This is a genomic window from Daejeonella sp. AP26, assembly GCF_056680515.1.
Window position 1 is genome coordinate 495,536 of record NZ_CM155286.1, and the last position, 21,590, is coordinate 517,125.

The 21,590-nt window shown below is 43.1% G+C and carries 20 protein-coding genes; 18 read left to right on the forward strand and 2 right to left on the reverse strand.

All coding sequences use genetic code 11. From position 1 onward, the window contains the following. The first annotated feature begins 38 nt into the window (after window positions 1–38). The 11 genes from xth to AC1MCB_RS02160 all read left to right on the forward strand — a co-directional run bounded on the left by xth (window position 39) and on the right by AC1MCB_RS02160 (window position 9,876). Window positions 39–824 carry an exodeoxyribonuclease III gene (gene xth / locus AC1MCB_RS02110; protein WP_479967097.1) on the forward strand — a complete coding sequence of 262 codons (786 nt, stop codon included), beginning with the start codon at window positions 39–41 and terminating at the stop codon, window positions 822–824. Between the two features lie 143 nt (window positions 825–967). Next, the gene (locus tag AC1MCB_RS02115; RefSeq protein WP_479967098.1) at window positions 968–2,335 is read left to right on the forward strand and encodes a 3-keto-disaccharide hydrolase; all 1,368 of its coding nucleotides are present in this window, start codon (window positions 968–970) and stop codon (window positions 2,333–2,335) included. A 5-nt stretch (window positions 2,336–2,340) separates the two neighbouring features. Further along, on the forward strand, window positions 2,341–3,699 hold the full coding sequence (locus AC1MCB_RS02120) for a Gfo/Idh/MocA family protein (RefSeq protein WP_479967099.1): 1,359 nt from the start codon (window positions 2,341–2,343) through the stop codon (window positions 3,697–3,699). A gap of 275 nt (window positions 3,700–3,974) precedes the next feature. Beyond that, the gene (locus AC1MCB_RS02125) at window positions 3,975–5,414 is read left to right on the forward strand and encodes an MATE family efflux transporter (RefSeq protein WP_479967100.1); all 1,440 of its coding nucleotides are present in this window, start codon (window positions 3,975–3,977) and stop codon (window positions 5,412–5,414) included. A 360-nt stretch (window positions 5,415–5,774) separates the two neighbouring features. After that, complete coding sequence (locus AC1MCB_RS02130; RefSeq protein ID WP_479967101.1) at window positions 5,775–6,077, forward strand: ArsR/SmtB family transcription factor; 303 nt, start codon at window positions 5,775–5,777, stop codon at window positions 6,075–6,077. A gap of 13 nt (window positions 6,078–6,090) precedes the next feature. Next, entirely contained in the window at window positions 6,091–6,594 is a 504-nt protein-coding gene (locus AC1MCB_RS02135) for an SRPBCC family protein (protein WP_479967102.1), read from the forward strand. Window positions 6,595–7,686: 1,092 nt separating this feature from the next. Next, entirely contained in the window at window positions 7,687–8,304 is a 618-nt protein-coding gene (locus AC1MCB_RS02140) for a DUF6266 family protein (RefSeq protein WP_479967103.1), read from the forward strand. 66 nt (window positions 8,305–8,370) lie between these two features. Next, window positions 8,371–8,562, forward strand: coding sequence for a hypothetical protein (locus tag AC1MCB_RS02145; RefSeq protein ID WP_479967104.1), 192 nt, complete (start codon window positions 8,371–8,373; stop codon window positions 8,560–8,562). A gap of 65 nt (window positions 8,563–8,627) precedes the next feature. Continuing rightward, window positions 8,628–9,023 (forward strand): hypothetical protein, encoded by a 396-nt coding sequence (locus tag AC1MCB_RS02150; RefSeq protein WP_479968774.1) that lies wholly within the window; start codon window positions 8,628–8,630, stop codon window positions 9,021–9,023. A 239-nt stretch (window positions 9,024–9,262) separates the two neighbouring features. Further along, window positions 9,263–9,640, forward strand: a complete 378-nt coding sequence (locus AC1MCB_RS02155; protein WP_479967105.1) for a cupin domain-containing protein — start codon at window positions 9,263–9,265, stop codon at window positions 9,638–9,640. An 11-nt stretch (window positions 9,641–9,651) separates the two neighbouring features. Beyond that, entirely contained in the window at window positions 9,652–9,876 is a 225-nt protein-coding gene (locus AC1MCB_RS02160) for a YdeI/OmpD-associated family protein (RefSeq protein WP_479967106.1), read from the forward strand. A 308-nt stretch (window positions 9,877–10,184) separates the two neighbouring features. Here the strand turns inward: AC1MCB_RS02160 and AC1MCB_RS02165 are convergent, their stop codons facing one another. After that, window positions 10,185–11,636, reverse strand: a complete 1,452-nt coding sequence (locus AC1MCB_RS02165) for a PAS domain-containing sensor histidine kinase (protein WP_479967107.1) — start codon at window positions 11,634–11,636, stop codon at window positions 10,185–10,187. Between the two features lie 262 nt (window positions 11,637–11,898). On the opposite strand from AC1MCB_RS02165, the gene AC1MCB_RS02170 reads away from it, so the two are divergent. The 6 genes from AC1MCB_RS02170 to AC1MCB_RS02195 all read left to right on the forward strand — a co-directional run bounded on the left by AC1MCB_RS02170 (window position 11,899) and on the right by AC1MCB_RS02195 (window position 15,728). Beyond that, entirely contained in the window at window positions 11,899–12,384 is a 486-nt protein-coding gene (locus tag AC1MCB_RS02170; protein ID WP_479967108.1) for an acyl-CoA thioesterase, read from the forward strand. Window positions 12,385–12,447: 63 nt separating this feature from the next. Beyond that, complete coding sequence (locus AC1MCB_RS02175) at window positions 12,448–12,681, forward strand: hypothetical protein (RefSeq protein WP_479967109.1); 234 nt, start codon at window positions 12,448–12,450, stop codon at window positions 12,679–12,681. Between the two features lie 279 nt (window positions 12,682–12,960). After that, on the forward strand, window positions 12,961–13,557 hold the full coding sequence (locus AC1MCB_RS02180; RefSeq protein WP_479967110.1) for a hypothetical protein: 597 nt from the start codon (window positions 12,961–12,963) through the stop codon (window positions 13,555–13,557). Window positions 13,558–13,559: 2 nt separating this feature from the next. Further along, a complete protein-coding gene (locus tag AC1MCB_RS02185) occupies window positions 13,560–13,889 on the forward strand; it encodes a DUF6438 domain-containing protein (protein WP_479968775.1) in 330 nt (109 codons plus the stop codon). Window positions 13,890–13,897: 8 nt separating this feature from the next. Continuing rightward, window positions 13,898–14,443 carry a hypothetical protein gene (locus AC1MCB_RS02190; protein ID WP_479967111.1) on the forward strand — a complete coding sequence of 182 codons (546 nt, stop codon included), beginning with the start codon at window positions 13,898–13,900 and terminating at the stop codon, window positions 14,441–14,443. A gap of 211 nt (window positions 14,444–14,654) precedes the next feature. Beyond that, window positions 14,655–15,728 carry a polysaccharide deacetylase family protein gene (locus tag AC1MCB_RS02195; RefSeq protein ID WP_479967112.1) on the forward strand — a complete coding sequence of 358 codons (1,074 nt, stop codon included), beginning with the start codon at window positions 14,655–14,657 and terminating at the stop codon, window positions 15,726–15,728. Window positions 15,729–15,844: 116 nt separating this feature from the next. Here AC1MCB_RS02195 and AC1MCB_RS02200 read toward each other — a convergent pair whose 3' ends face one another. Beyond that, a complete protein-coding gene (locus tag AC1MCB_RS02200; protein WP_479967113.1) occupies window positions 15,845–19,921 on the reverse strand; it encodes a chemotaxis protein CheB in 4,077 nt (1,358 codons plus the stop codon). Window positions 19,922–20,189: 268 nt separating this feature from the next. Between AC1MCB_RS02200 and AC1MCB_RS02205 the strand changes: the two genes are divergently transcribed. Then, window positions 20,190–21,455: an ice-binding family protein gene (locus AC1MCB_RS02205; protein ID WP_479967114.1), complete on the forward strand. Its 1,266-nt coding sequence runs from the start codon at window positions 20,190–20,192 to the stop codon at window positions 21,453–21,455. The last annotated feature ends 135 nt before the right edge of the window (window positions 21,456–21,590 follow it).

The following is a 21,590-nucleotide window of genomic DNA, read 5'->3' on the forward strand; positions in this document are numbered from 1 at the left end:
CCTTCATATTTATAGATATCTAGCAAAAATCCGATCCCATGAAAATTGCCACCTACAACGTAAATGGTATCAATGGCCGTCTGCCGGTGTTACTTCGCTGGCTTAACGAGTCTGCACCTGATGTAGTTTGTCTGCAGGAGCTGAAAGCTCCTCACGAGAAATTTCCTGAAGCAGCTATTGCGGATGCAGGTTATAGCGCAATATGGCATGGTCAAAAGAGCTGGAACGGTGTAGCCATTTTATCAAAAAATGGAAAACCACAGGAGGTTCACCGGGCACTTCCGGGAGATGATGAAGACGTGCAGAGCCGCTATATCGAAGCTGTTGTCGATGGCATTCGCATTGCCTGCCTATACCTTCCCAATGGGAATCCGGCTCCCGGTCCTAAATTCGACTATAAGCTTGGATGGTTCAAGCGCCTTCAGCTCCATGCGCTCCAGCTATTGTCAGCGGATGTGCCCGTAGTAATGGCTGGTGATTTTAACGTAATGCCCACCGAGATTGATGTTTACAAGCCGGAGCGCTGGGTGAAAGACGCGCTGTTCCGTCCTGAAGTGCGGTCCGCGTTCAAAGAACTCACTGATCAGGGCTGGACAGATGCTATCCGGAAACTGTATCCTACGGAAACCATCTATACTTTCTTTGATTATTTCCGCAACGCCTATGCCCGAAATGCCGGTTTAAGGATCGACCATTTTCTGCTAAGTCCACACCTGGATAAACGCCTCTTGGCTGCCGGGGTAGATTTGAATGTGCGCGGATGGGAGAAAACAAGCGACCACGCACCCGTATGGATAGAGTTGGAGGCTGGTTCTAAAACGTAAGTTGTTTTATATGCTCAAACGTTTTCGTAGTTTAAAATCTTCATATTTCAGTTGGACAGGTTTAAACCCTTAATTTACCGATTTAAGAACAACCACTGAAGATAAGCGGTACTCAAAACTCTGATTATAAATACGCAAGCAATATGCTAAATCTAAGAACCACTATTATGCTCCTCTTGCTTTTTACCTGTGTTCAGGCTATAGCACAAAGTAAAAAAGCTGAAAAGTGGACAAGTCTTTTCAACGGCAAAGACCTTAAAGGATGGAAACAACTGAACGGTAAAGCTAAGTACGAAGTTAAAAACGGTGAAATTGTCGGTACTACCGTCAGCAATGAACCCAATTCCTTTTTAACAACCGAAAAGAATTATGGCGATTTTATACTAGAACTCGAGTTGATAGTTGATACTTCGATGAACTCAGGTGTTCAGTTCCGGAGTTTAAGTTCTCCGGATTATCAAAATGGTCGGGTACACGGATATCAGGTAGAGGTAGATCCGGCAAAAAGAGCCTGGAGCGGTGGCATCTATGATGAGGCGCGCCGCGGATGGCTATACCCAATGGAATTGAACCCTGGAGGCCAAAAAGCATTTAAAAATAATACTTGGAATAAATACCGGGTGGAATGTATAGGGAACACCATTCGTACCTGGGTTAATGGCATACCGACGGCTCACTTGATCGATAATTTGACTAAAGAAGGTTTTATTGCATTGCAGGTTCATTCTATTTCAAACGATGTAAAGCCAGGCACGTCTGTACGCTGGCGCAAAATCCGCATTCAAACCAGCGATCTGAAAGCAAGTCCGCTGGATGACATCTTTGTGGTTAATCTGGTTCAGAACGATCTATCCGCCCAGGAAAAACTGAATGGCTATTCCTTGTTATGGGACGGCAGGACAAGTGCCGGGTGGCGCGGGGCTTACAAATCCGCTTTTCCTGAGGCAGGCTGGGAAATCAAGGACGGTATTCTGAGCGTGGTTAAGGCAGGTGGCGCCGAATCAACTAACGGTGGCGATATAGTAACAGAAAAAGAATATTCAGCCTTCGAACTGAAGTTTGATTTCAAACTTACTGAAGGTGCCAACAGCGGCATTAAATACTTTGTGACTGAGACAGAGGGAAACAAGGGCTCTGCTATCGGAATGGAATACCAGATCCTGGATGATGCCAGGCATCCGGACGCTAAGTTGGGCAGGGACGGAAACCGAACCCTTGCTTCGCTCTATGATCTCATTGCCTCTAAAAAGATACCAGCCGCTATTAAAAAGATTGGTGAATGGAACCAGGGTATTATCCGCGTGTATCCGGACAATAAAATTGAATACTGGATGAACGGCTATAAGGTGTTGAACTTTCAGCGTGGATCTAAAGAATTTTTAGACCTGGTTGCGCAAAGCAAATATAAAGATTGGCCAAACTTTGGGATGGCGGAAAGAGGAAGGATCCTTTTGCAGGATCACGGGGATGCAGTATCATTCAGGAGCATTAAAATCAAAGAATTAAACTAGATTTCATGAGCACTTCAAGAAGAAAATTTATTAAGCAATCTGCCATTGCCTCTGCCGGCGTTTATTTAGGGACAATAGGCTTCAGCGCTAAAAGCTACGCACGTATTATCGGTGCCAATGATCGGGTGAGGGTAGGAGTGGTTGGTTTTTCAGACCGCTTTCGTCAATCTCTGTTTCCCTGCTTCACTCATCACAATAAAGAACTCAACTTTGACATTATCGGGGTATCCGACCTCTGGAACTACCGCAGGAACGAAGGTGCTGCTTTTCTTAAAGAAAAACTCGGTCACGCTGTCACTTCTTGCCGCAACAACGACGAGTTGTATGCTCTTAAAGATCTCGACGCCACTATTATTAGTACTGCTGATTTCCAGCATGCCCTGCACGCCATTGAAGGCGTCAAAGCCAACTGCGATGTATATTGCGAAAAGCCTTTTGCCGAAACGATGGAGGACAACCGGGCGGCCTTAAAAGCCATCAAGGCTTCCAACCGGATTGTGCAGATAGGATCGCAGCGCCGGAGCGGGGAAAACTACATGGCTGCTGAGAAGTTTATTAAGGAAGGCAAATTCGGCGATATCACCATGGTAGAACTTAGCTGGAACTTAAACCAGCCGGGTCGCTGGCGGCGTCCCGATCTGGTGGCAAAACTGAAGGAGCAGGATACCGACTGGAAGCGCTTTCTCATGAACCGACCCCTTGAAGAATGGGATCCGCGAAAGTACCTTGAATACCGTTTATTCTGGCCGTATTCGTCGGGAATGCCCGGTCAGTGGATGTCGCACCAGATTGATACTGTGCACTGGTTTACCGGATTAAAACATCCGCGAAGTGTGGTTTCCAATGGCGGAATCTATCAGTGGAAAGATGGTCGCAGAAATTGGGATACCACTACCGCTGTTTTTGACTATGGCCCCTCTGACGACCAAACCAAAGGCTTTCAGGTGGTATTCACCTCCCGGATGCATAATGGTGATGAGAACCCGGCTGAAATCTACTATAGTAACGGCGGTGAGCTTAACCTCAACACCAATATGATTTCCCCGAAAGGAGGTCTGAAGGAAAACCAGGCTGCCGCAATGGGCATGAAACCAAACCTGCTGCCCGAGTTAAACATTAATCCTACTACGGTCAAAGTGGAAACATCGGCTAATACCGGAGGAGACCCGCTTACTTCAAGCCACATGCGTAACTGGATGGAATGCGTGCGGAGTCGTAAACAGCCGCATGCGCCAGTCGAGGCTGGCTACTACCATTCTATAGCTAACATCATGACTACTGCCGCAGGTCGTTCAGGAATGAAAGCAACATTTGATGAAGCGACACAAGAGGTAATGGTGAACGGAAAAGTTTTCAAATATTAGTACTCACATTTTTATGTAGAGGGCTGCTTTCTTCGGAAGCAGCCCTTTTTTGTTTTCTTCAGGTGATACGCTATCAGGCTCAAGCGCCATATATCCCTTAGTCGCAAAGCCGGGTTAAGCTTTTTTATTTTCTACGTCCCTGAATTTAATCATTTGTTACCTATTTTTATTACTGCGAACTAAAGCTGACAGGGTTCCAAACCAACGCTGACAGGGTTCAAACTAACGCTGACAGGGTTCCAAACCCTGTCAGCGTTCGGAAAATCAGATCGCTTATGAAAGAAACAGATGGAAATATTGCAACCATTGATTCTGCGATAGAAAACCAAAGAACCTCAATCTGGCAGCAACTAAAGAATGCTATCCGTGGAACAGAAGCCGATTACACACAGATCGCAATGAAGAAAGCAATCTTCCTCTTGGCGGTGCCTATGATCCTGGAACTGGTGATGGAATCTACCTTTGCTGTTGTGGATATCTACTTTGTCAGCAAACTGGGTGCATCAGCGGTGGCCACTGTAGGGCTTACCGAAACCTATTTATTCCTCTTATATTCCATAGCAATGGGATTGGCTATGGCCGTTACTGCGATCATTGCCCGAAGAGTCGGCGAAAAAAACACCAAAGACGCCGGCGTGTCAGCCGTTCAATCTATCTTCCTGGCCATTCTGGCTTCGGTGCCATTTTCTCTTGCCGGAATTTTCTTTGCAAAAGATCTGCTCACCATCATGGGGGCCGATCCGTGGTCCATTGAGCATGGTTATATCTATACCCAATGGATGCTTGGCGGAAATATGGTTATCATGCTTTTGTTTGTTATTAATGCCATTTTTCGCGGAGCAGGGGATGCCGCAATCGCTATGCGCATTCTCTGGATCTCTAACGGAATCAATATAATCCTATGTCCTACGCTTATTTTTGGCTGGGGTCCCATTCCACCCTTAGGCATAGAAGGAGCAGCTATTGCAACCAATATTGGCCGGGGCGTGGGGGTATTAACGCAACTTTGGATTCTTTTTAAAGGCGGTAAACATATCCGCGTGAAACGTTCGCAGGTTTATTTGCAGGGCAAGAGTATGCTCCATATTCTGAGCACCTCCCTGGGCGGAATGGGCCAAATGATCGTGGCCATGACTTCCTGGATCTTTCTGATGCGTATACTCGCTGAGGTAGGCAGTGAAGCAGTGGCCGGCTCTACTATTGCCATCCGGATCATGATGTTTACCATGATGCCTGCCTGGGGGATGTCGAATGCTGCAGCAACGCTGGTAGGGCAGAACCTGGGTGCAGGTAATCCCGACCGTGCAGAATCGGCCGTATGGAAAGCCGGAACTTACAATATGGTTTTTCTGATCGCTGTTTCCATCGTTTATTTTTTCTTTAATGACTCCCTGATGCGCATCTTTACTGACGATCCTAAAGTAATAGTCGTTGGCGCCGAATGGCTTCGCATCCTTTCATTCTCCTACTTTGTATATGGCTGGTGGATGGTGTCAACATCAGCATTTAATGGCGCCGGAGATACCCAGACACCGACGAAGATTAACCTGGTGTTTTTCTGGCTCATCCAAATCCCATTGTCTTACTTACTGGCTATCCAACTCGGCTGGCAGGAGTTGGGAGTATTCTGGGCGGTGTTTATCTCAGAAACTTCAGTCGGACTGTTTACACTATGGTTGTTTAGTCGGGGTAAGTGGAAGACTGTGAAGGTGTAATATATTTTGGTAATCGATTTAATAACCGCAGGTGAAGCAGTAGAAGGGTATCAGTTCAAATCAGCAGGTGTTTAGCTAAGGTTCTGCAGCCACACCGTTCACATTGTTGTCGGCGCTGGAGCATCGGACATATGACTTAAAGAGAGTAGAGCTGGTATCTATCAGCGCGCTGGAAACTATGGACCTGGGTAAGCCAGAGTATAAAGACAGCTGTATTTCAATTCACTCTTTGTCTCAGCAAGTATCCGGCAGGCTGTTAATGAAAACAGGGGCGATTATTGGAATATTATAAAATAAATTTGTGCAACCAATTGATTGCACTTATATTTGCAACTGAATGGTTGCAGATATAAAGAGAGAATGAGACGAGACGTATTCCAGGCAATTGCAGATCCTACCCGACGGGCAATTTTAAGTTTAATAGCCCTGCAGGCCATGACACCGAACGCACTGGCAGAACACTTTGGCAGCAGCAGACAGGCGGTATCCCGGCACATCAAAATTTTAACTGAATGCGAGCTTATCAAACAGAAACCAATCGGAAGAAAGCTTTACTATCACTTTAATCCTGAAAAAATGAAGGACCTGGATAACTGGCTTGAACCTTTCCGCAGTATGCTCGAACAACGATTTAATCAACTTGACAATGTTTTAGATAAATAAAAACCAAAGAATTATGAAAACAGCAACAAGGGAGACAATGATCTCCAAGGATCTGGGAAATAAGAAAATGGTAGTCGTTCGTGAATTTGATGCCCCGCTTGAGCAGGTATGGAAAGCATGGACTCAAAGTAATTTACTAGATCAATGGTGGGCTCCAAAGCCATGGAAAGCCATCACTAAGTCGATGGATTTTAAAGAAGGTGGTGTCTGGCTCTATTACATGCAGGGACCCGAAGGTGAGAAAAATTATTGCCGTGCAGATTTTAAGACCATTGATGCACCACGATCGTTCACTGTAATCGATGCTTTCTGTGACGAAAACGGTAATCCTACCGGGGAATTACCCGGCATGCACTGGAAGAATGAATTTTTTGAAACAGAAAGCGGAACCAGGGTAGAGGTGGAAATCACATTTGAATCAGAGGAAGACCTTAATAAGATAGTGGAAATGGGCTTCCAGGAAGGCTTCACAGCAGCCCATACTAATTTGGATGAATTGCTGGCAAGCGGTTTCTGACGAGCGATATTTTTCATGCATCAAATTTGCTTCCTGAACCAAATCGTTTGAGGAACAATTTATATTACTTGCTTCATTTGCCTGCAGCTTTAGCTGGAGAAATAGGGCTGGATATTAGTTGGCTTTAGCCAAACCTTCAATTGTTATATTGCATATTGTCAATCCCAATAGGTTTTGGCTAAAGCCTGTTTAATGAGTAGGCCCTATAAGCCACTGGCTAAGCCAGTGGCAATTGAATGACTATCCCTTTGACTGAGCTGCTTCCGTTGCCTCCAGCTTTGGCTGATTGTAACACAAATTTTCTTGACGCTTGGCAATTGAGTTTGGCTAAAGCCTAATTATTGGCAACTTAATCCACTGGCTAAAGCCAGTGGCAATTGAATCACTATCCTCTGAATGATCTGCTTCCGTTGGCTCCAGCTTTAGCTGAGAGTAATAGATAGATGTGTAAATAGGCTTTAGTGATGCCTTTCTTGTTGACTTCACCTTAAGCCTATAAATTATTGGCAACATAATTCTTGGCTAAAGCCAGCGACATACACCGGCTAACCAGATTCAAATTGCCTCCAGCTTTAGCCTGAGGGTAATAAAAAGATGTGTAAATCAGGCTTTAGCCAAAATTTCAATTGTATATTGCATATTGTCAATCCCAATAGGTTTGGCTAAAGCCTGTTTAATTATCAGCCCTACAATCCACTGGCTGAAGCCAGCGGCAATTGAATATAGAATGAGCCTGCATTACCTATTGCTACTCATCTTCTAATTCATTAATTCTTGAATCCATATTTGCTGACAACCCCGGCGTATCTTTTCTGAGACATTAACGTCACTTTATCACTTTTTATAATTCCCATCAATTAAAAATAAATTCGACTTGACCGATCGATTCCGATGTTTCGCTAAAAGAAAAAACGGCATACCGTACAGGCTTGTTTTAACCATCTAATGCTCAACTCTTGGTCAGTTTTCCTTTGGGTTTCCTAGTAGTTTCCTAGTAGTTTACTTAAGGCTTCCTAGGGACGTCACAGGGATTTTTTACTAGCTGACTACTATTATGCTTTTATTATTATATTTAACTATTATGATAATTCTATGGCAATTGTAAAAGATGGTATTAATGGGCCTTTCCGCGGTAGGATAGGTGCAGCGGTGGGAAGCACCTGGCGCGGTTTAAACGTTATCCGGTCGCGGCCCAAGCCGCCCACGCATTTCAGTCCTAAGCAACTGGCCAACCAAATGAAGATGAAGGTTGCAATGGAATTCCTAAAACTCCTGGTCGAACCCATTCGAATTGGCTTCAGGGATGAGCTAATCTTGCAAACGGCTTTTAACAGCGCAATATCTTATCACAAGAAGTTTGCGCTTGCCGGTGAGTATCCTCATCTTACCATAAACCTCGCTGCGGTGAAGACTTCGCAGGGTCAGCTTTGGATTCCGAACGAAATGACCATGCGATCTGATGATGAACGTTTGGTAATAGCCTGGTCAGCAGACCTGGAGGATAACGCCCGGAATGATGACCAGCTTTTGCTGGTGCTATGGGACAAAGAAAAGAAGCTGGCGCTGTATAGTCTGCAGGGCTACCGCTCTGCGGGCCAGTTTGGCTGGGAGCCGGGAGTACTTCCGGCCGGTGCTCATGTATGGGCTGCTTTCATCCGGCAAGACCGTAGTATGCAAAGCGAAAGTATTTACCTTGGGGCAGCACTTTAGAAGTTTATGAGCGCTATGAAGTAAAGTAGTTTCTTTAGGACTTGACAGAATTATTCTCTCGCAAAAATGATCTACCTATTCTATGACGGAATGTTAGATGGCCAGCGGGTGGTTAAAAGAGGAATAGGAAGATCTTTAATAAAGCTTGACGGTTATAAACTGGAGTTTAAAGAATCTGCTGATAAATCTATTAATGAGGTAATTCTTATTCAACCGGAAGGCTCATATAAAGCAAAGAGGAGATTGGGCCAGCAATAGAACGCATAAGTCAATTAATATGGAATCTGAAATGGGAGCAGTTAGACAGAAACAGTCAATTACGAATAGTGGCCATATTAATGATAATATATGGATTTAGTGGATTCTTCTGGCCCCCTATGCATCAGATGGAGGTTTTGGCCGCGGGCGGTGGAACGATGTCTGATACGATGCACATCGTTTTCACCTTTATAACTGTGATCCTTATGACGCTGGCTATTGGCTTCGGATCAGTTGCCCTGGGCAAGCGGTTTCGTAACTATTCGATTGCAACAATGGTTCTGCTGATTAGCTTCGGCGCCCTCACAGGCGTAGATGGTCCAAAGATAACCCATGATTTGCCGACGCCGCTGATCGGTGTTTGGGAACGAATTAACATTGCCGTCTTCATGATCTGGGTGATTGTATTAGCTATTTTTTTGTTGCGCGATACCAGGGAGCGAGGCTTCAGTTCGATATAGCGGCGGGTATCCCGCTTGTCAGACTGAATGTATATTGTGATACATATCCCGCATTTACTCTGATGTGACTTGAGAACAGATATCCGCATGTTTCATAATTGGCTTTCAATTCTTGCCCTTGAGCATGCTCAGGATAATTATGTGTTTATTTGTTCCAGCCTTCGTACTTTTTCGTTATTTTTCATACCAACTTTTTAAAAAAAAAATTCGTTTTGATCTGTGAATTAAATGGAGAGGTCATGAAAATAAACAAGAACGATATCCCGGTAACCATGGAGGCTCCGGGTACAGTAATGCGAGCTTATTCCAACTTTGGGAATATGACCGTTGCATTCAATGAGTTGCCAAAAGGCACTGATATGGCTCCTTTGCTGCGAGGATTGGAACATGACAGTTGCCAGTGCCCGCATTGGGGTTATGTGTTGGAGGGGTCTATGCTGATCAGGTATGATGACGGCAAGGAAGAACTCCTTCGGGCAGGTGATGTTTGTTACCTGCCGCCCGGCCATACAGCAGTTGTACAGGAAGATTTTAAATTCATTGATTTTAGTCCGACCAGCGAGTTCAACCAAGTAATGGAACATATAGGGAAAAGGATGGAGGAGCTGGCAGGGTAGCAAGTCTTAATATGGAGATAAAGGACGGGAAGCAAGCGGTTTATGCTAAGACACGAGAGGACTGGCGCAACTGGTTAGAACAACATAGCCAGTTAAAGAAATCTGTTTGGCTTATTTTGTATCACAAGAAAAGTAATACGCCTTGCATAAATATAAATGAAGCTACCGAAGAAGCTTTGTGTGTTGGATGGGTTGACAGCCTGGCAAAAAGTAGAGATGCTAAATTTACTACTTGACTTTTACTCCGCGGGACCCCAGGAGTAAATGGAGTAAGCCGAATATGGAACGCGCACAGAGAATGATTGAAGGTGGTTTGATGATAGAACAGGGGCAACGACTGATTGATATTGCGAAAGAGAAAGAGACGTGGGAGGAAGTTCAAGGATGAGGGTTGAAGGTTGAAGGATGAAGGTTGAAAGGTGAGGGTTGAAGGTTTTGGGATGCAGTTTAAAGGATGGAAGGAGGAGGGCGATTGGCTATGGGGATCTGAGAATGTTTTTGTCTTCCCAAACAACTTAGAATACAAAAGAGGGGCTTTTGACCATTAAAGCGGCAGTGTAAACCAAAATGTGCTCCCCTGGCCGACGACGCTGTCAACTCCCATTTGTCCACCGTGTTTAGCGATGATCTCGCTGGATATATATAAGCCCAGGCCTAAACCTGAGATCTGATTGCCTGTGCTGTCCGCACGGTAATACCTGTTAAAAAGATGCTGCACTTTTTCAGGATCAATACCGGGACCTTTGTCGCTGACAGAAACTTTTACATAATGAGGCTGCCGTTCAATAAGAATATGAATGTCCTCAGATTCGGATGCATACTTGACGGCGTTGTTAACAAGGTTTACCATTACCTGGTCGATCCGGTGAACGTCTCCAAAGAGTTGCAATTTCAGATCTCCTTCCAGCACCAGGTTGTGTTTTCCTTCCATTCGTACATGTTGGCAGCATTTATCAATAAGGTCGGACATGGTGAATACCTCTTTATTCAGCATTAGTTGACCTTCATTCAACTTAGTCACGTTTAACAGATCTTCCACCAGGTAGGAAAGCTTGCTGACGCTAACATTGGATTGCTGAATTAATTTGTAGAGCTTAGATTCTGGCTGATACACCACCTGTTTATCGATGATTTGCAGTGAAGCTTTCAAGGTAGTTAAAGGAGTCTTTAGCTCATGACTGGCTATCCCGATAAAATCATCCTTTCGCTTTTGCGCCATTACTTGTTCGGTCACATCAGTTGCAACTACAATGACACTAGTGATAGTGCCATCACCTTGTTTTATAGCTTCGTAAACAAAGTTGATGTAGACCGTTACCATTTTTCCGTTCCTCATTATTTGAAGCGGGTGTTCAGACGCAATGAATTGAATGCCGGTAGTATAAACTCCGTGGAGGAGTTCTTTGAATCCCTGACCGATGGTTTCAGGCAAAGCTTCAAAAATAGGCTTACCAATCGTGAGCGGTGATGTGCCCCAAATTTCAAGCATCCGGTCATTAGCAATCTCTACATGAAACGCTGGGCCTTTTAAGATACAGATGGCCACGGGAGCCTGCATGATCATATTGCGAAGGCTTTTCTGGCTTTCTTCGACGGCCTGTTTAGAATGCACCAGCTCGGTCACATCAGTTGCGGTCGCCAATACACCCCATATTTCGCCGGAAGGGTTTTTTAATGCCTGGTAGGAAAATTTGAAATAAAAAGTTTGCAACTTCCCATCCACTTCCAGGTCGGCACGGTCGTTTTCTGTATGATATGGAATCCCTGACCTATAAACTTCCCGCAGTAGTCTGGGAAAGGGTTGATCGACAATTTCAGGGAGCGCTTCAATAAACGGTTTTCCGAGCACAGAACTGTCTTTACCCCAGGCTATTAGTGTTGCCTCATTGGCATATTGCACTATAAGTTCTTCTCCTGTACAAACATATATAGGGCTTGAAGAGGCATTGAAAATGGCGATGAGGTGATCCTCGGTAAAGGCAGTGTGTTGTTTCAATTCTTTTTTTGCAAATAAACAGTTTTTTTCGGCTAAGAGCAGAAGATGTAATTTTATTCAGGGAAACAGAAAATTATAGAAAGTGTTTTGAAGGGTCTTAATCTTAAGTCGGCGATCAGAAAATAATTTGTTTAATGGCAAAAGGTCGGTAGGGATTAATAATAGCCTCAGATCTTTAAAAAATGTTTTCATTTACCCGGTTCAACAGGGTTTCTTTAACTTAGCGCTGGCTTGACTGGATGAACCCAGCAACCTTCTAGGTATGGCAGAAAATAACAGAATCTCATTTCAGTTCATCAGTGAACCTTCTGATATAAACTTTGGTGGAAAGGTTCACGGCGGTGTGGTAATGAAATGGATAGACCAAACGGCTTATACCTGCGCGAGAACCTGGGCTGAAACATATTGTGTTACAGTTTATGTGGGCGGCATCCGCTTTCTAAAACCGATCAGCATTGGCGAGGTCATTAAGATTAACGCCTATGTGATCTACACCGGGAATACCAGCATCCATATTGCAGTTGATGTTTACTCCAGGAACTTTGATCAGAAAGAATTTGAGAAGAAGACACATTGTGTGATCGTGTTCGTTTCCGTGAACGAGAAAGGAAAACCGATCAAGGTGAAAGAGTGGAAGCCAGCTACTGAAAAAGAGATGAAACTGGCGGAGTATGCAAAAAAACTGACTTCGCTGCGCGAGAAGATCGCTTCGGAAATGAAGCCTTTTTTGGAAGATGGAACAGAGTAAATGATACCGCAAAGCTCTTGAAACAAGTAAAAAGTTCGACTGTTTCTATTTAAAAAGATCAGGATGAACCGGTCGACATTTGCCCTCATATTGTCCAGTCTTTACCTGCTGCTTTTCCTGATATCGGTGCAGCTTGGATATAGTTCGCTCACCTGGATCTTATTTTTACTCTCTCCGTTTAACATAATTTTCCTGGCTTATTCAGTAATCCGACATGGAAAGTATTCCGGAACTGAGTTAAAAGACGGGGAGGAATGGGGATATGAGGATATGGATAAAAATCAGACCTGGAGGTAAGGGATCGGCTGCTATATTTTGTCTGGAGAGGTCATCAACCAGTCAGATGTCCCAATAAGTTGGAAGCTCATACCAACCTTCAATACCAGGAAGATCCCGTGAAGTCTGCTCACAATAAGTCGGCGATCAGATTAGCCCAGTGATTCAGGTTTGTAAAGTATTCAACCCAACAGTTAACAATTCTTATTACTCAGGTTACTCGGTGTATTATGTTGTAGAAGATTTGTTCTGTAATTAAGTTATATTGGGTTTTCAATTTAACGGGTTTTACGGCACAATATGAAATTAGCTTTAGTAGTATCACTCATTATCTACTCCAATCTCAGCTTAGCTAATACGATTGACAGATTGCGAACTACTGAGGAAGTGGTTGAGTTTTCAAAATCAGTTAATCCGGATTTCAACACGGATAATCGGTTTAAATTTCAGCTTAGAGCAAGTGAGGCAATTGCTAAAGACTTACAGTGCGGCGGGATTATCAATGAGTGGAATATTAAAAATTGGGAGAAGGCGGATCTTAATAACGATGGTTTAACGGATTTGCTAATTATGCCATATTGGTATGAATACAAATCTTACGCAATCATTGATAAAGGGAAGGGGCGGTTTAAAGTGCATGAGATATCCCGAAGTCCTTTCGAGGAATGTGAGCTGTCAAAGCCCCTCAGGATGGGTAAAAAGAATTATTTGAAGATCTATCAAAAACGCCAGGAGACAATCAGTTTGACCGACGTGAAGGAAGTTATCGTGGTAGACACCTTAACTTTCAAATTTGATGAACTTGTTGAGTTGAATGACCAGCCCGCGGACTACAGCATTAGATCTGTGACACTCCAGCAAACCAGTTCGGAAATAGGTCCACCAGTTTTTCATTAAAAATTACCAGGGAGGGAGATACGGAGTATGACCGAGAACCCAGTTATGTTTATAAAGACAAGGAAGTTTCTTTAGTTCGTAAACGGAATTTTAAAAAGAATTTGGGCCAGGAGACATTCATCGGTTTAGTGGAGATGCTTAATTATATTAAAATAAAAGAGCTTAGAGATTCTTACTCCGTATCCTGGTTTCATGCGGGAAATATCACTCTAACAGTTGAATTTGCAAATGGGGAAGTAAAAGAGATTAGCGACTATGGCATGCAGGGAACCTTTGGTTTAATGGCAGTTTATTCCAGGTTAACAGAATTGGCCAGCCAAATTGAAGAGTAATTAAAAATATGGCTAAATCATTTCTGACGCTTATTGCACTGGTTATTTGTTTCCTCTATACTTCATGTGCCTCTCCCGGTGGTCTTTTTAAAAGTTATCTTCATAAAAAAGGTAGTCTGACCTTCCTGCAGTTCGATTCTCTGAAAACATATTTGTCGCGCACAGACTCGTCTCCAAAAGATACCATCATAATCAAGTATGATTTTAACGGTGAAACTTGTTGGAATCAATTGGACCTGCAAAGTGATGAATATATTGCCAGAGTGATCGAAATTGCCCAAAATAGAACGCTTTCTGTTTTGAAAGACAGGCCCGGCATATCCGTTTATAAGTTCAGAGAGAATGGCACTTCATTTAACAAGTTAAAGCTTCGTGATTCAGATATTAAAGTTGATAGCGGCGGATTTGTCAGGGACCTCTTGTTTAAGGAAAAGCAAACATGCGGAACTTCGGGCATTATCCTTCCTTCGGGGGAATATATTTTGGTAAAGTTTGATTCTCACTTTGATGCATTGAGTTTGAGTGGAAAGAAGATCGCGGCGGTGCTGAAGTGATAATTACTATGATTGTTAACGGCTAATCCTGCGCGATTAATTGCCTTGATCATCCTAATCAATGAACTATTGAAATCAGAGTTCAGACAATTTAGCGCTTAATCCTGCAAAGTCATTAATCATCTCAATATTAGTTAATCATGCTAATCAATAGTCCAGATTCTTGTATCATTGTGGAACTTTACTGCTACAATAAAATTCTACCTGCTACATGTCACCTTCCGGAAAAAAAACCTTTATCACCGCACTTACTATATCAAGCCTTTTTGCTTCATGTTCTGAAAGCAATAATAAGTCGGCTTCTGAAAAAGATTCAGTAAACACTATTGCTGATAGCATCAAAACTGTCAGCACAGTGGAACCTGCAAAGAATTTAAATTTCACACCCAATGAACTGGGCAAAGTCATGGTATTAGAATACCATTTGATCGGTTATCCGGAGGACCGGTGGAGAAGAACTCCGGAAAACTTCCGTAAAGATCTTCAGATGATGTACGACAATGATTTTTACCCGGTATCGGTATTAGACATAGCTTACGGTAATCTGAGCGTGCCTGCGGGAAAGACACCTTTTGCTATTACGCTGGATGACAGCAGCGCCGGGCAGTTTCGTTACCTGGAGAAGAACGGGGAACTGGTGATCGATCCGAATTGTGCATTAGGGATCATGGAAGAGTTTAAAAAGAAATACAAGGACTTTCCGCTAACTGCAACTTTCTACGTATTGCCGGCAATTAAACCCACGTTGCGTCTTTTCGCTCAGCCTGAGTATAAGAAGCAGAAACTGGAATGGCTGGTTAAGAATGGCTATGAGATCGGCAGCCATAACTGGTACCACTCCATGCTTTCTAAATTAAGTGATGCTGGTGTTCAGGAACATCTTGGAATGTTCGTGAAAGAGATCAGGGAGTTTCTACCAGATTATGAGGTGAGGACCATGGCACTTCCTCTAGGGATGCATGCTAAGAACCGCGCATTGGAATCAAAAGGAGAATTTGAAGGAACTAGATACAATCACGAGGCAGTGATGCTGGTTGGCTCAGTGAGTTCAGTATCTCCATTTTCAAAAGATTTTAACCGCTTAGGTATTCAAAGGGTACAGGCTGGTGAACATACTGAAAACCCGGAAAACTTTATGAAGAGCCAGATCAAACACGGAACAAGGTTTGTTTCCGATGGAGATCCGAAGACCCTGTCTGCTCCCGAAAAACTGAAAGATCAGCTGAAACCGGGATTGGAGAAGAAATTCAACGTGAAGTGGGTGAAGGAGGTTGAGAGCTTATAGCTGTTTGGGGTTAGGTAGAAGGTATCAGGTAGAAGGTATTAGGTTTTAGGTGTTACTCTTCACCGTATACTTCCATTATGTAAGCTCGATTCAAAGGGAGTATACAGCGACTGCCATTAATTACTAGTCAGAATATCTAAAGGTAAAGTGAAGCCGATTACAGAGCCTTTTCCTTCTACACTTCTAACCGACATATGGCCATGGTGCCTTTTAATGATTTGGGCCGAAATGTATAAGCCCAGACCAAGGCCGGCAAAGGTGTATTGATCTAAACTAATAGCCCGGTAAAACTGATCAAATATTTGCACCTGGTTTTCCAGAGGAATACCAATTCCAAAGTCTTCCACCAGGAATTCAATTGTGTCGTTGTTCTGAGATAACGATATATTGATTAGTTCAGCATTAGGGGAATATTTAATGGCGTTAGATAAAATATTGGTGATTACCTGTCCGATACGGTTTCGGTCACCAAAGAAGACAGGTGTTGGTGCAAGTAGTGTTTTAATTTGATGGCTTTTAGAGGTTTGCTGCATCTCTATAGAAATTTCAGCTACAAGCTCATTCAGATCAAAAAAGTCTTTACTAAAGATTAGATTACCGCCACTTGCTTTTGTTGTATCCAGCAGGTCATTAATCAGATGGGTTAATTTATCAAGTTGCTTATCCATCCTGCCTACAAAGCTAGCAGCCTCCAGATTATTGTCTTTCTTAAACTTGAGTTGAAGCAATTGGGCATAGGCTTTTATGCTGGTGACAGGCGTTTTCAATTCGTGAGAAGCCATACTGATAAAGGCATTTTTCTGCTTGTCCAGGATTTCTCTTTCTGCGACCTGCTTGATCAGTTCTTCAGAAAACAATTGCTCTTCATGGATATCTGTACTGGTGCCTACACAAAAGGTGATATTACCATTGGCATCTTTAAGTGCATGAACCCGGCTGAGATGCCAGCGGTATTCTTTATCAAACCTTTGCAACCGATGCTTTACGGCAAAATCTTCCTGTTTATTGATAGCATGTAGCCATACCTCTTTGTTATTGTCCCAATCCTGCGGATGGACAATGCTTCTCCATCCATAACTTTTCAGCTCATCAAATGATAGTCCGCTATAGTCAAGCAATTGCGTGTTGAAGTAGTTGAAATTATCGCCGGCATCAGAGGTCCAGATCTTTTGGGGCATGGTATCCGCCATCTGCCGTAGCCGGGTCTCGCTCTCCTGAATCGCGATCTCCAATAGCTTATGATCAGTAATATCCCTGGAAACAGCAATAAGTTGTGTAACCTTACCATCAATCCTGCTCACCGGAGAAACCATTACATCCCACCACTTGATGTTTCCTTTGGCAGTGGGGCTGCTGGCCTGGAACTGGCCAATCTCACCTTTAAGACCTTTTTCAATCACTTGTTCGATCATCGCCTTGTGATCATGATCCCACATTTTCCACCAAAAGACATTTTCTACCGTGCTGAGATCGTCAATTTCCAGTTTGCATAGCCCATTTTTATTTAAAAATATAATTCGGCCCTTGTTATCCAATACTTTTACACAATCCGGGCTGCTTTGAAGTACGCTGCTGCTGAACTCTTCGGCAATACGGAATTTTTCGGTAACGATTTTTTGTTCCTGAACGGCTGTTACTCTTGAAGTTATATCTTCCAGGGCAAGCATAATCAAGTGTTCGCCGTTATCCTGCTGGATTAATTGAATATTGATACAGATAGTGCGTTTACCGAGATTTGGAAAATCATGGAATATTTCAACTTCTGTTTTCTTCTTTTTGCTGCTTTTAATCTTGCTTAATTCGATATGTAGTTCAGGGATATTCCAACCGGAGTTCTGTAGTTCAAAAATATTTATGGTCAGTGTATCCTTTTCTGAGATTTTAAAAGTATTATAAAAAGCAGCATTCGCACTTTTTATGCAGTTGTTTTTATCCAGAATAAGAAGAGGTTCATGCAGTAAAGAAATGGTTGTTTCGGCAAACTTATAACTTCCTATCAACTCCTCGTTCCGGTCATCCAGTTCCTGGTTTAGGGTTACGAGTTCTTCATTCGTACTTTGTAATTCTTCTTTACTGGTTTCCAACTCTTCATTTAAACTTTGGAGCTCCTCACTGCCGCTAAGCAACTCCTCATTAGCACTTTGCAGCTCTTCATTATCGATTTCCTGGTCGTCGGTGATATTGCGCATATCCTCCCGCGCCTGTGCTAACTCTCTCTCCAGATCACTTATCCGAAGTGCCTGACTATCTTTTCTTGGCTTAGATGATGCCTTACCTGATGCCGTAGATATTGACCCGGTGCTTACCGTTTTTGTAAACAGAATTAAGAAATGCAGCTCAATTGCTTTTAGCAAAGGAATTACTTCAATGGTGATCAGCAAATTATCTTTTACAGGAATGCACGGTTTGACAATAGTCTCTTTTCCGTTTTTAGCCTTATTCAATGCATTCCTGGTTTCAAAAGCCAGGCCTTCCTTAACCATCTTTAAAACATTGAGGCTGGCTTTGCCGGGCGCTGGTTCTAGAAAATCCCCCGTAACACCCCGAAACTGGACAATATCATATTGAGCGTTTACTATAACTCCGGCGGGAGTGTACCTAGACAGCAAAATATCATCTGCGTTCTTTTGAAAGGTCTCAGGTTTTTGTTCACCATAGGGTACAAAAGGTTCAGGTGTATAGGAGCCAACAGGGTTTCTGCTGTTGGAAGTGATGTTAAACTTGGCAGGAACGGTTTTGCGGTTATAAAACTTTTCTTTTTTTCCCAAGGGAATAAATAAATCGGCTGCGCTTCCTGGAGTTTCCGATTTACCCAGCCAAAGAATGCCCTGCTTGTCGGCAGTTTCATTCTGGCCATTTAAAGCATAATGAAAAGTACTCAAAGCCTTTTTTTGAAGGTACGGCTCCAGGTAAATAAGCACATTGCGGCAGGTCACCAGATCGACTTTCACAAAGGGAGGATCAGTCAGAAAATTGTGCCGCGCAAATATGCACATGTCCCGGATGGTTTTTATTATCTGGAAAGTTGTATCATGATCAGTAAAGTAGTTAAGTAAGCGTTCTTTTGAAATCCCGGTGATCTCATTCGTTAAGTAAACTCCGGTTCTGGCTTTTGTTATGGCCCTCTCAGAAAGGTCAGTGGCGAAGATCTGCACCTTCACTTCTAACTTTTTCTTCTTCAGAAATTCATCCAGGCAAATGGCTATAGAGTAAGCTTCCTGACCCGTTGAACAGGCTGAAACCCATATCCTGACCGGGTCCTGCGGCGACTTGCCGGAAATAATTTTTTCTAAAACTTCCTCGCATAAATGATCGAATGCCGCCGGATCCCTGAAAAAAGAGGTGACCGGGATTAACAGGTCGTCAAACAGAATAGCCTGTTCTGCCTGATTTTTTTGCAGCAGGTTAAGGTATTCCTTCAAGGTGGAGAGATGGTTCATACCTATCCTGCGAAAAATCCGTCGGCTGATTGTAGGCTTTTTATAGAAACTAAAATCGACTCCGATCCTTTGCCGCAGTAAGCCCATAATTTGGTTAAACGCATTAGACTCTTGTTCATCGGACTTAAAAGCTTGGTCTGCTGAATTTTGTAACTTGATTAGCTTTTGTAATTCACCCGGGATTTTTTCAGCCTGCAGGATATAGTCAATAACCTCATGATCGATAGCATTTTGAGGCATATTCTTATAGGTCGCTGAAGCCGGATCCTGGGCAATAGTAAAGCCGCCCTGGCTTTTGATTGCAGCTAATCCGGCTGTGCCGTCTTTTCCGCTGCCCGACAGTATAACCGCGATGGAATGGTCACGGTGTACCTCTGCCAAAGAAGAAAAGAAAATATCGATGGAATTAAGGAGTTTATTGCCCGCTGGCCGGGGACTTAGTTCTAAAATTCCATCATTAACTGTGAGGAGTTTATTAGACGGAATAACATATACATGATCAGGTTTAACCTCCAGGTTGTCGCTTATTTCAACTACTGGAATTCTACAATCTTTCTGTAATATTTGTGGCAGGGAACTCTCGTGCCCCGGTGATAAATGCTGAACAATGATATAAGCTATTCCCGAATTAGGTGAAATAGATTTCACTAATTTTTGAAACGCATCTAAACCGCCGGCGGAAGCACCGATTCCAATAACAGGAAAATTGTTTTGAGAGAGAATGGTAGGATCTTCGTTATTAGTTGTAGTCATGGTAGCTTGGTTTCCGTCAGAACTTTCCAGGGCTATAACAAAAAATAGATGAGAGTTTGTAAATGTACCTGTTTTAATTGGCTCACAATGTTTTATGTTTTGAGGCGGGGGAGGTGAAGCGATTTTAAGAATGACCTAATAAATTTTGTTTGTCTTTGGCTATATTAAGTCTTTTTTAATTAAATTACTCTAATTTTTATTAATTTATTCTAAACGAAACAAAGGGTTGCTGGAGTTGTTAGCGATGTCAAACCTTTTAATAACTTTTATGAAAGCTCTCCGTCAATCTGGCGCTGCAATAATCTTTGCCGCCTTTCTATTATCCCTTTACAGTTGCGATAAAAACCAAACTGACCAGCCTTTGAAACCTGAGGTTGCGATGGCCGGATGTTCAAGCGAAAAGCTCATGGCTTCCGGAGCAATGTCTGTTTCATCGGTTAGTCCGTATAATGTGCATATCTCAAATCTTCAGAAAGAAGGAAATAATTGGGTGTGGATCTGGGAGATTAAAAATAGGAAGCCGGGTAACGGTGAGAATGGTACTGTACCGGATTTAAAAAGCTGGGGGATTGATCTGGGCGATTGCATGGGACTAGGTGACATCGTTGAAGCTGCCTATAGCTCAGACAAGGTAGCCTGGACAACCTTTACTCCCAAATTTGAAGCGGATAAATCTCAAAACTGTTCGGAGGCCCGTTATATAAATTTCGACCTGGGTACTACAGGATCCAAATCCTCATACTATAAGCTTGTAATTACCAGGGACATTACCTACACGAGTACAGAAGCTATATATACTTCCGCCGCCGGTTGTGGTATCTTTTTTACCTGCGGATTTGGTTGCGAAGTTAATCCAGTTGCGGCATCTGTCAAGCTTGGTACTGCGTGTGATTTCAGCATTTTAGCAAAAACGGGTATATCAACTACAGGAACTACAAACATCACAGGCAATATCGGCGTGAGTCCGATAGCGGCTACGGCCATTACTGGATTCGGGCTTGTAATGGATCCCACGAACCAGTTTGCAATAACGCCGATGGTTATAGGACGGGCGTATGCTGCCGATTATTCAGATCCTACCCCTGCAAAAATGACCAAAGCCATCAGTGATATGGAAGTTGCTTTTACTACTGCAAACGGACTAACCAGTCCTTCACCTACAGTTGGTTTACTGATTAGTGGAAAAACCTTGCAGGCGGGCATCTATAAATATAGTACTGGGGTAACTTTATCGGATGCTGGTGTCACTTTGAATGGCGGGCCCAATGATGAATGGGTCTTCCAGATAGCAGGCGACCTTACCGTAAATAATAATGCAAAGATTAATTTAACAGGGGGAGCACAGGCTAAAAATGTTTACTGGGTAGTATCAGGCCAGGCGGTGCTCGGAACAAATGTCGATTTCAAAGGTACTATTTTAAGTAAATCACTGATTTCGTTAAACTCAGGCACCACAGTGACAGGCAAATTATTTGCTCAAACCGCAGTGACACTGATCTCTTCCAGGATAATACCAACACCATGTTCTAAATAATCAGGAACAATTCAAAAAGATAAGACGACCGCCCATAATTGGGCGGTTTTTTGAACATTCTGAGTTTTTCAATATACTCAGGCGAATGGAATACCCCCCATTTTGCTCACCTGTCTGCTGTATTTCAGCTGATAC

Excerpts from the sequence above, each read along its gene's own strand:
- AC1MCB_RS02130 (WP_479967101.1), top strand. The coding sequence starts at position 5,775 with ATGAGACGAGACGTATTCCAGGCAATTGCAGATCCTACCCGACGGGCA.
- AC1MCB_RS02190 (WP_479967111.1), top strand. The coding sequence starts at position 13,898 with ATGGCTAAATCATTTCTGACGCTTATTGCACTGGTTATTTGTTTCCTC.
- AC1MCB_RS02200 (WP_479967113.1), bottom strand. The coding sequence starts at position 19,921 with ATGACTACAACTAATAACGAAGATCCTACCATTCTCTCTCAAAACAAT.
- AC1MCB_RS02180 (WP_479967110.1), top strand. The coding sequence starts at position 12,961 with ATGAAATTAGCTTTAGTAGTATCACTCATTATCTACTCCAATCTCAGC.
- AC1MCB_RS02175 (WP_479967109.1), top strand. The coding sequence starts at position 12,448 with ATGAACCGGTCGACATTTGCCCTCATATTGTCCAGTCTTTACCTGCTG.
- AC1MCB_RS02170 (WP_479967108.1), top strand. The coding sequence starts at position 11,899 with ATGGCAGAAAATAACAGAATCTCATTTCAGTTCATCAGTGAACCTTCT.
- AC1MCB_RS02205 (WP_479967114.1), top strand. The coding sequence starts at position 20,190 with ATGAAAGCTCTCCGTCAATCTGGCGCTGCAATAATCTTTGCCGCCTTT.
- AC1MCB_RS02155 (WP_479967105.1), top strand. The coding sequence starts at position 9,263 with ATGAAAATAAACAAGAACGATATCCCGGTAACCATGGAGGCTCCGGGT.
- AC1MCB_RS02115 (WP_479967098.1), top strand. The coding sequence starts at position 968 with ATGCTAAATCTAAGAACCACTATTATGCTCCTCTTGCTTTTTACCTGT.
- AC1MCB_RS02135 (WP_479967102.1), top strand. The coding sequence starts at position 6,091 with ATGAAAACAGCAACAAGGGAGACAATGATCTCCAAGGATCTGGGAAAT.
- AC1MCB_RS02140 (WP_479967103.1), top strand. The coding sequence starts at position 7,687 with ATGGCAATTGTAAAAGATGGTATTAATGGGCCTTTCCGCGGTAGGATA.
- AC1MCB_RS02125 (WP_479967100.1), top strand. The coding sequence starts at position 3,975 with ATGAAAGAAACAGATGGAAATATTGCAACCATTGATTCTGCGATAGAA.
- xth (WP_479967097.1), top strand. The coding sequence starts at position 39 with ATGAAAATTGCCACCTACAACGTAAATGGTATCAATGGCCGTCTGCCG.
- AC1MCB_RS02120 (WP_479967099.1), top strand. The coding sequence starts at position 2,341 with ATGAGCACTTCAAGAAGAAAATTTATTAAGCAATCTGCCATTGCCTCT.
- AC1MCB_RS02195 (WP_479967112.1), top strand. The coding sequence starts at position 14,655 with ATGTCACCTTCCGGAAAAAAAACCTTTATCACCGCACTTACTATATCA.
- AC1MCB_RS02160 (WP_479967106.1), top strand. The coding sequence starts at position 9,652 with ATGGAGATAAAGGACGGGAAGCAAGCGGTTTATGCTAAGACACGAGAG.
- AC1MCB_RS02145 (WP_479967104.1), top strand. The coding sequence starts at position 8,371 with ATGATCTACCTATTCTATGACGGAATGTTAGATGGCCAGCGGGTGGTT.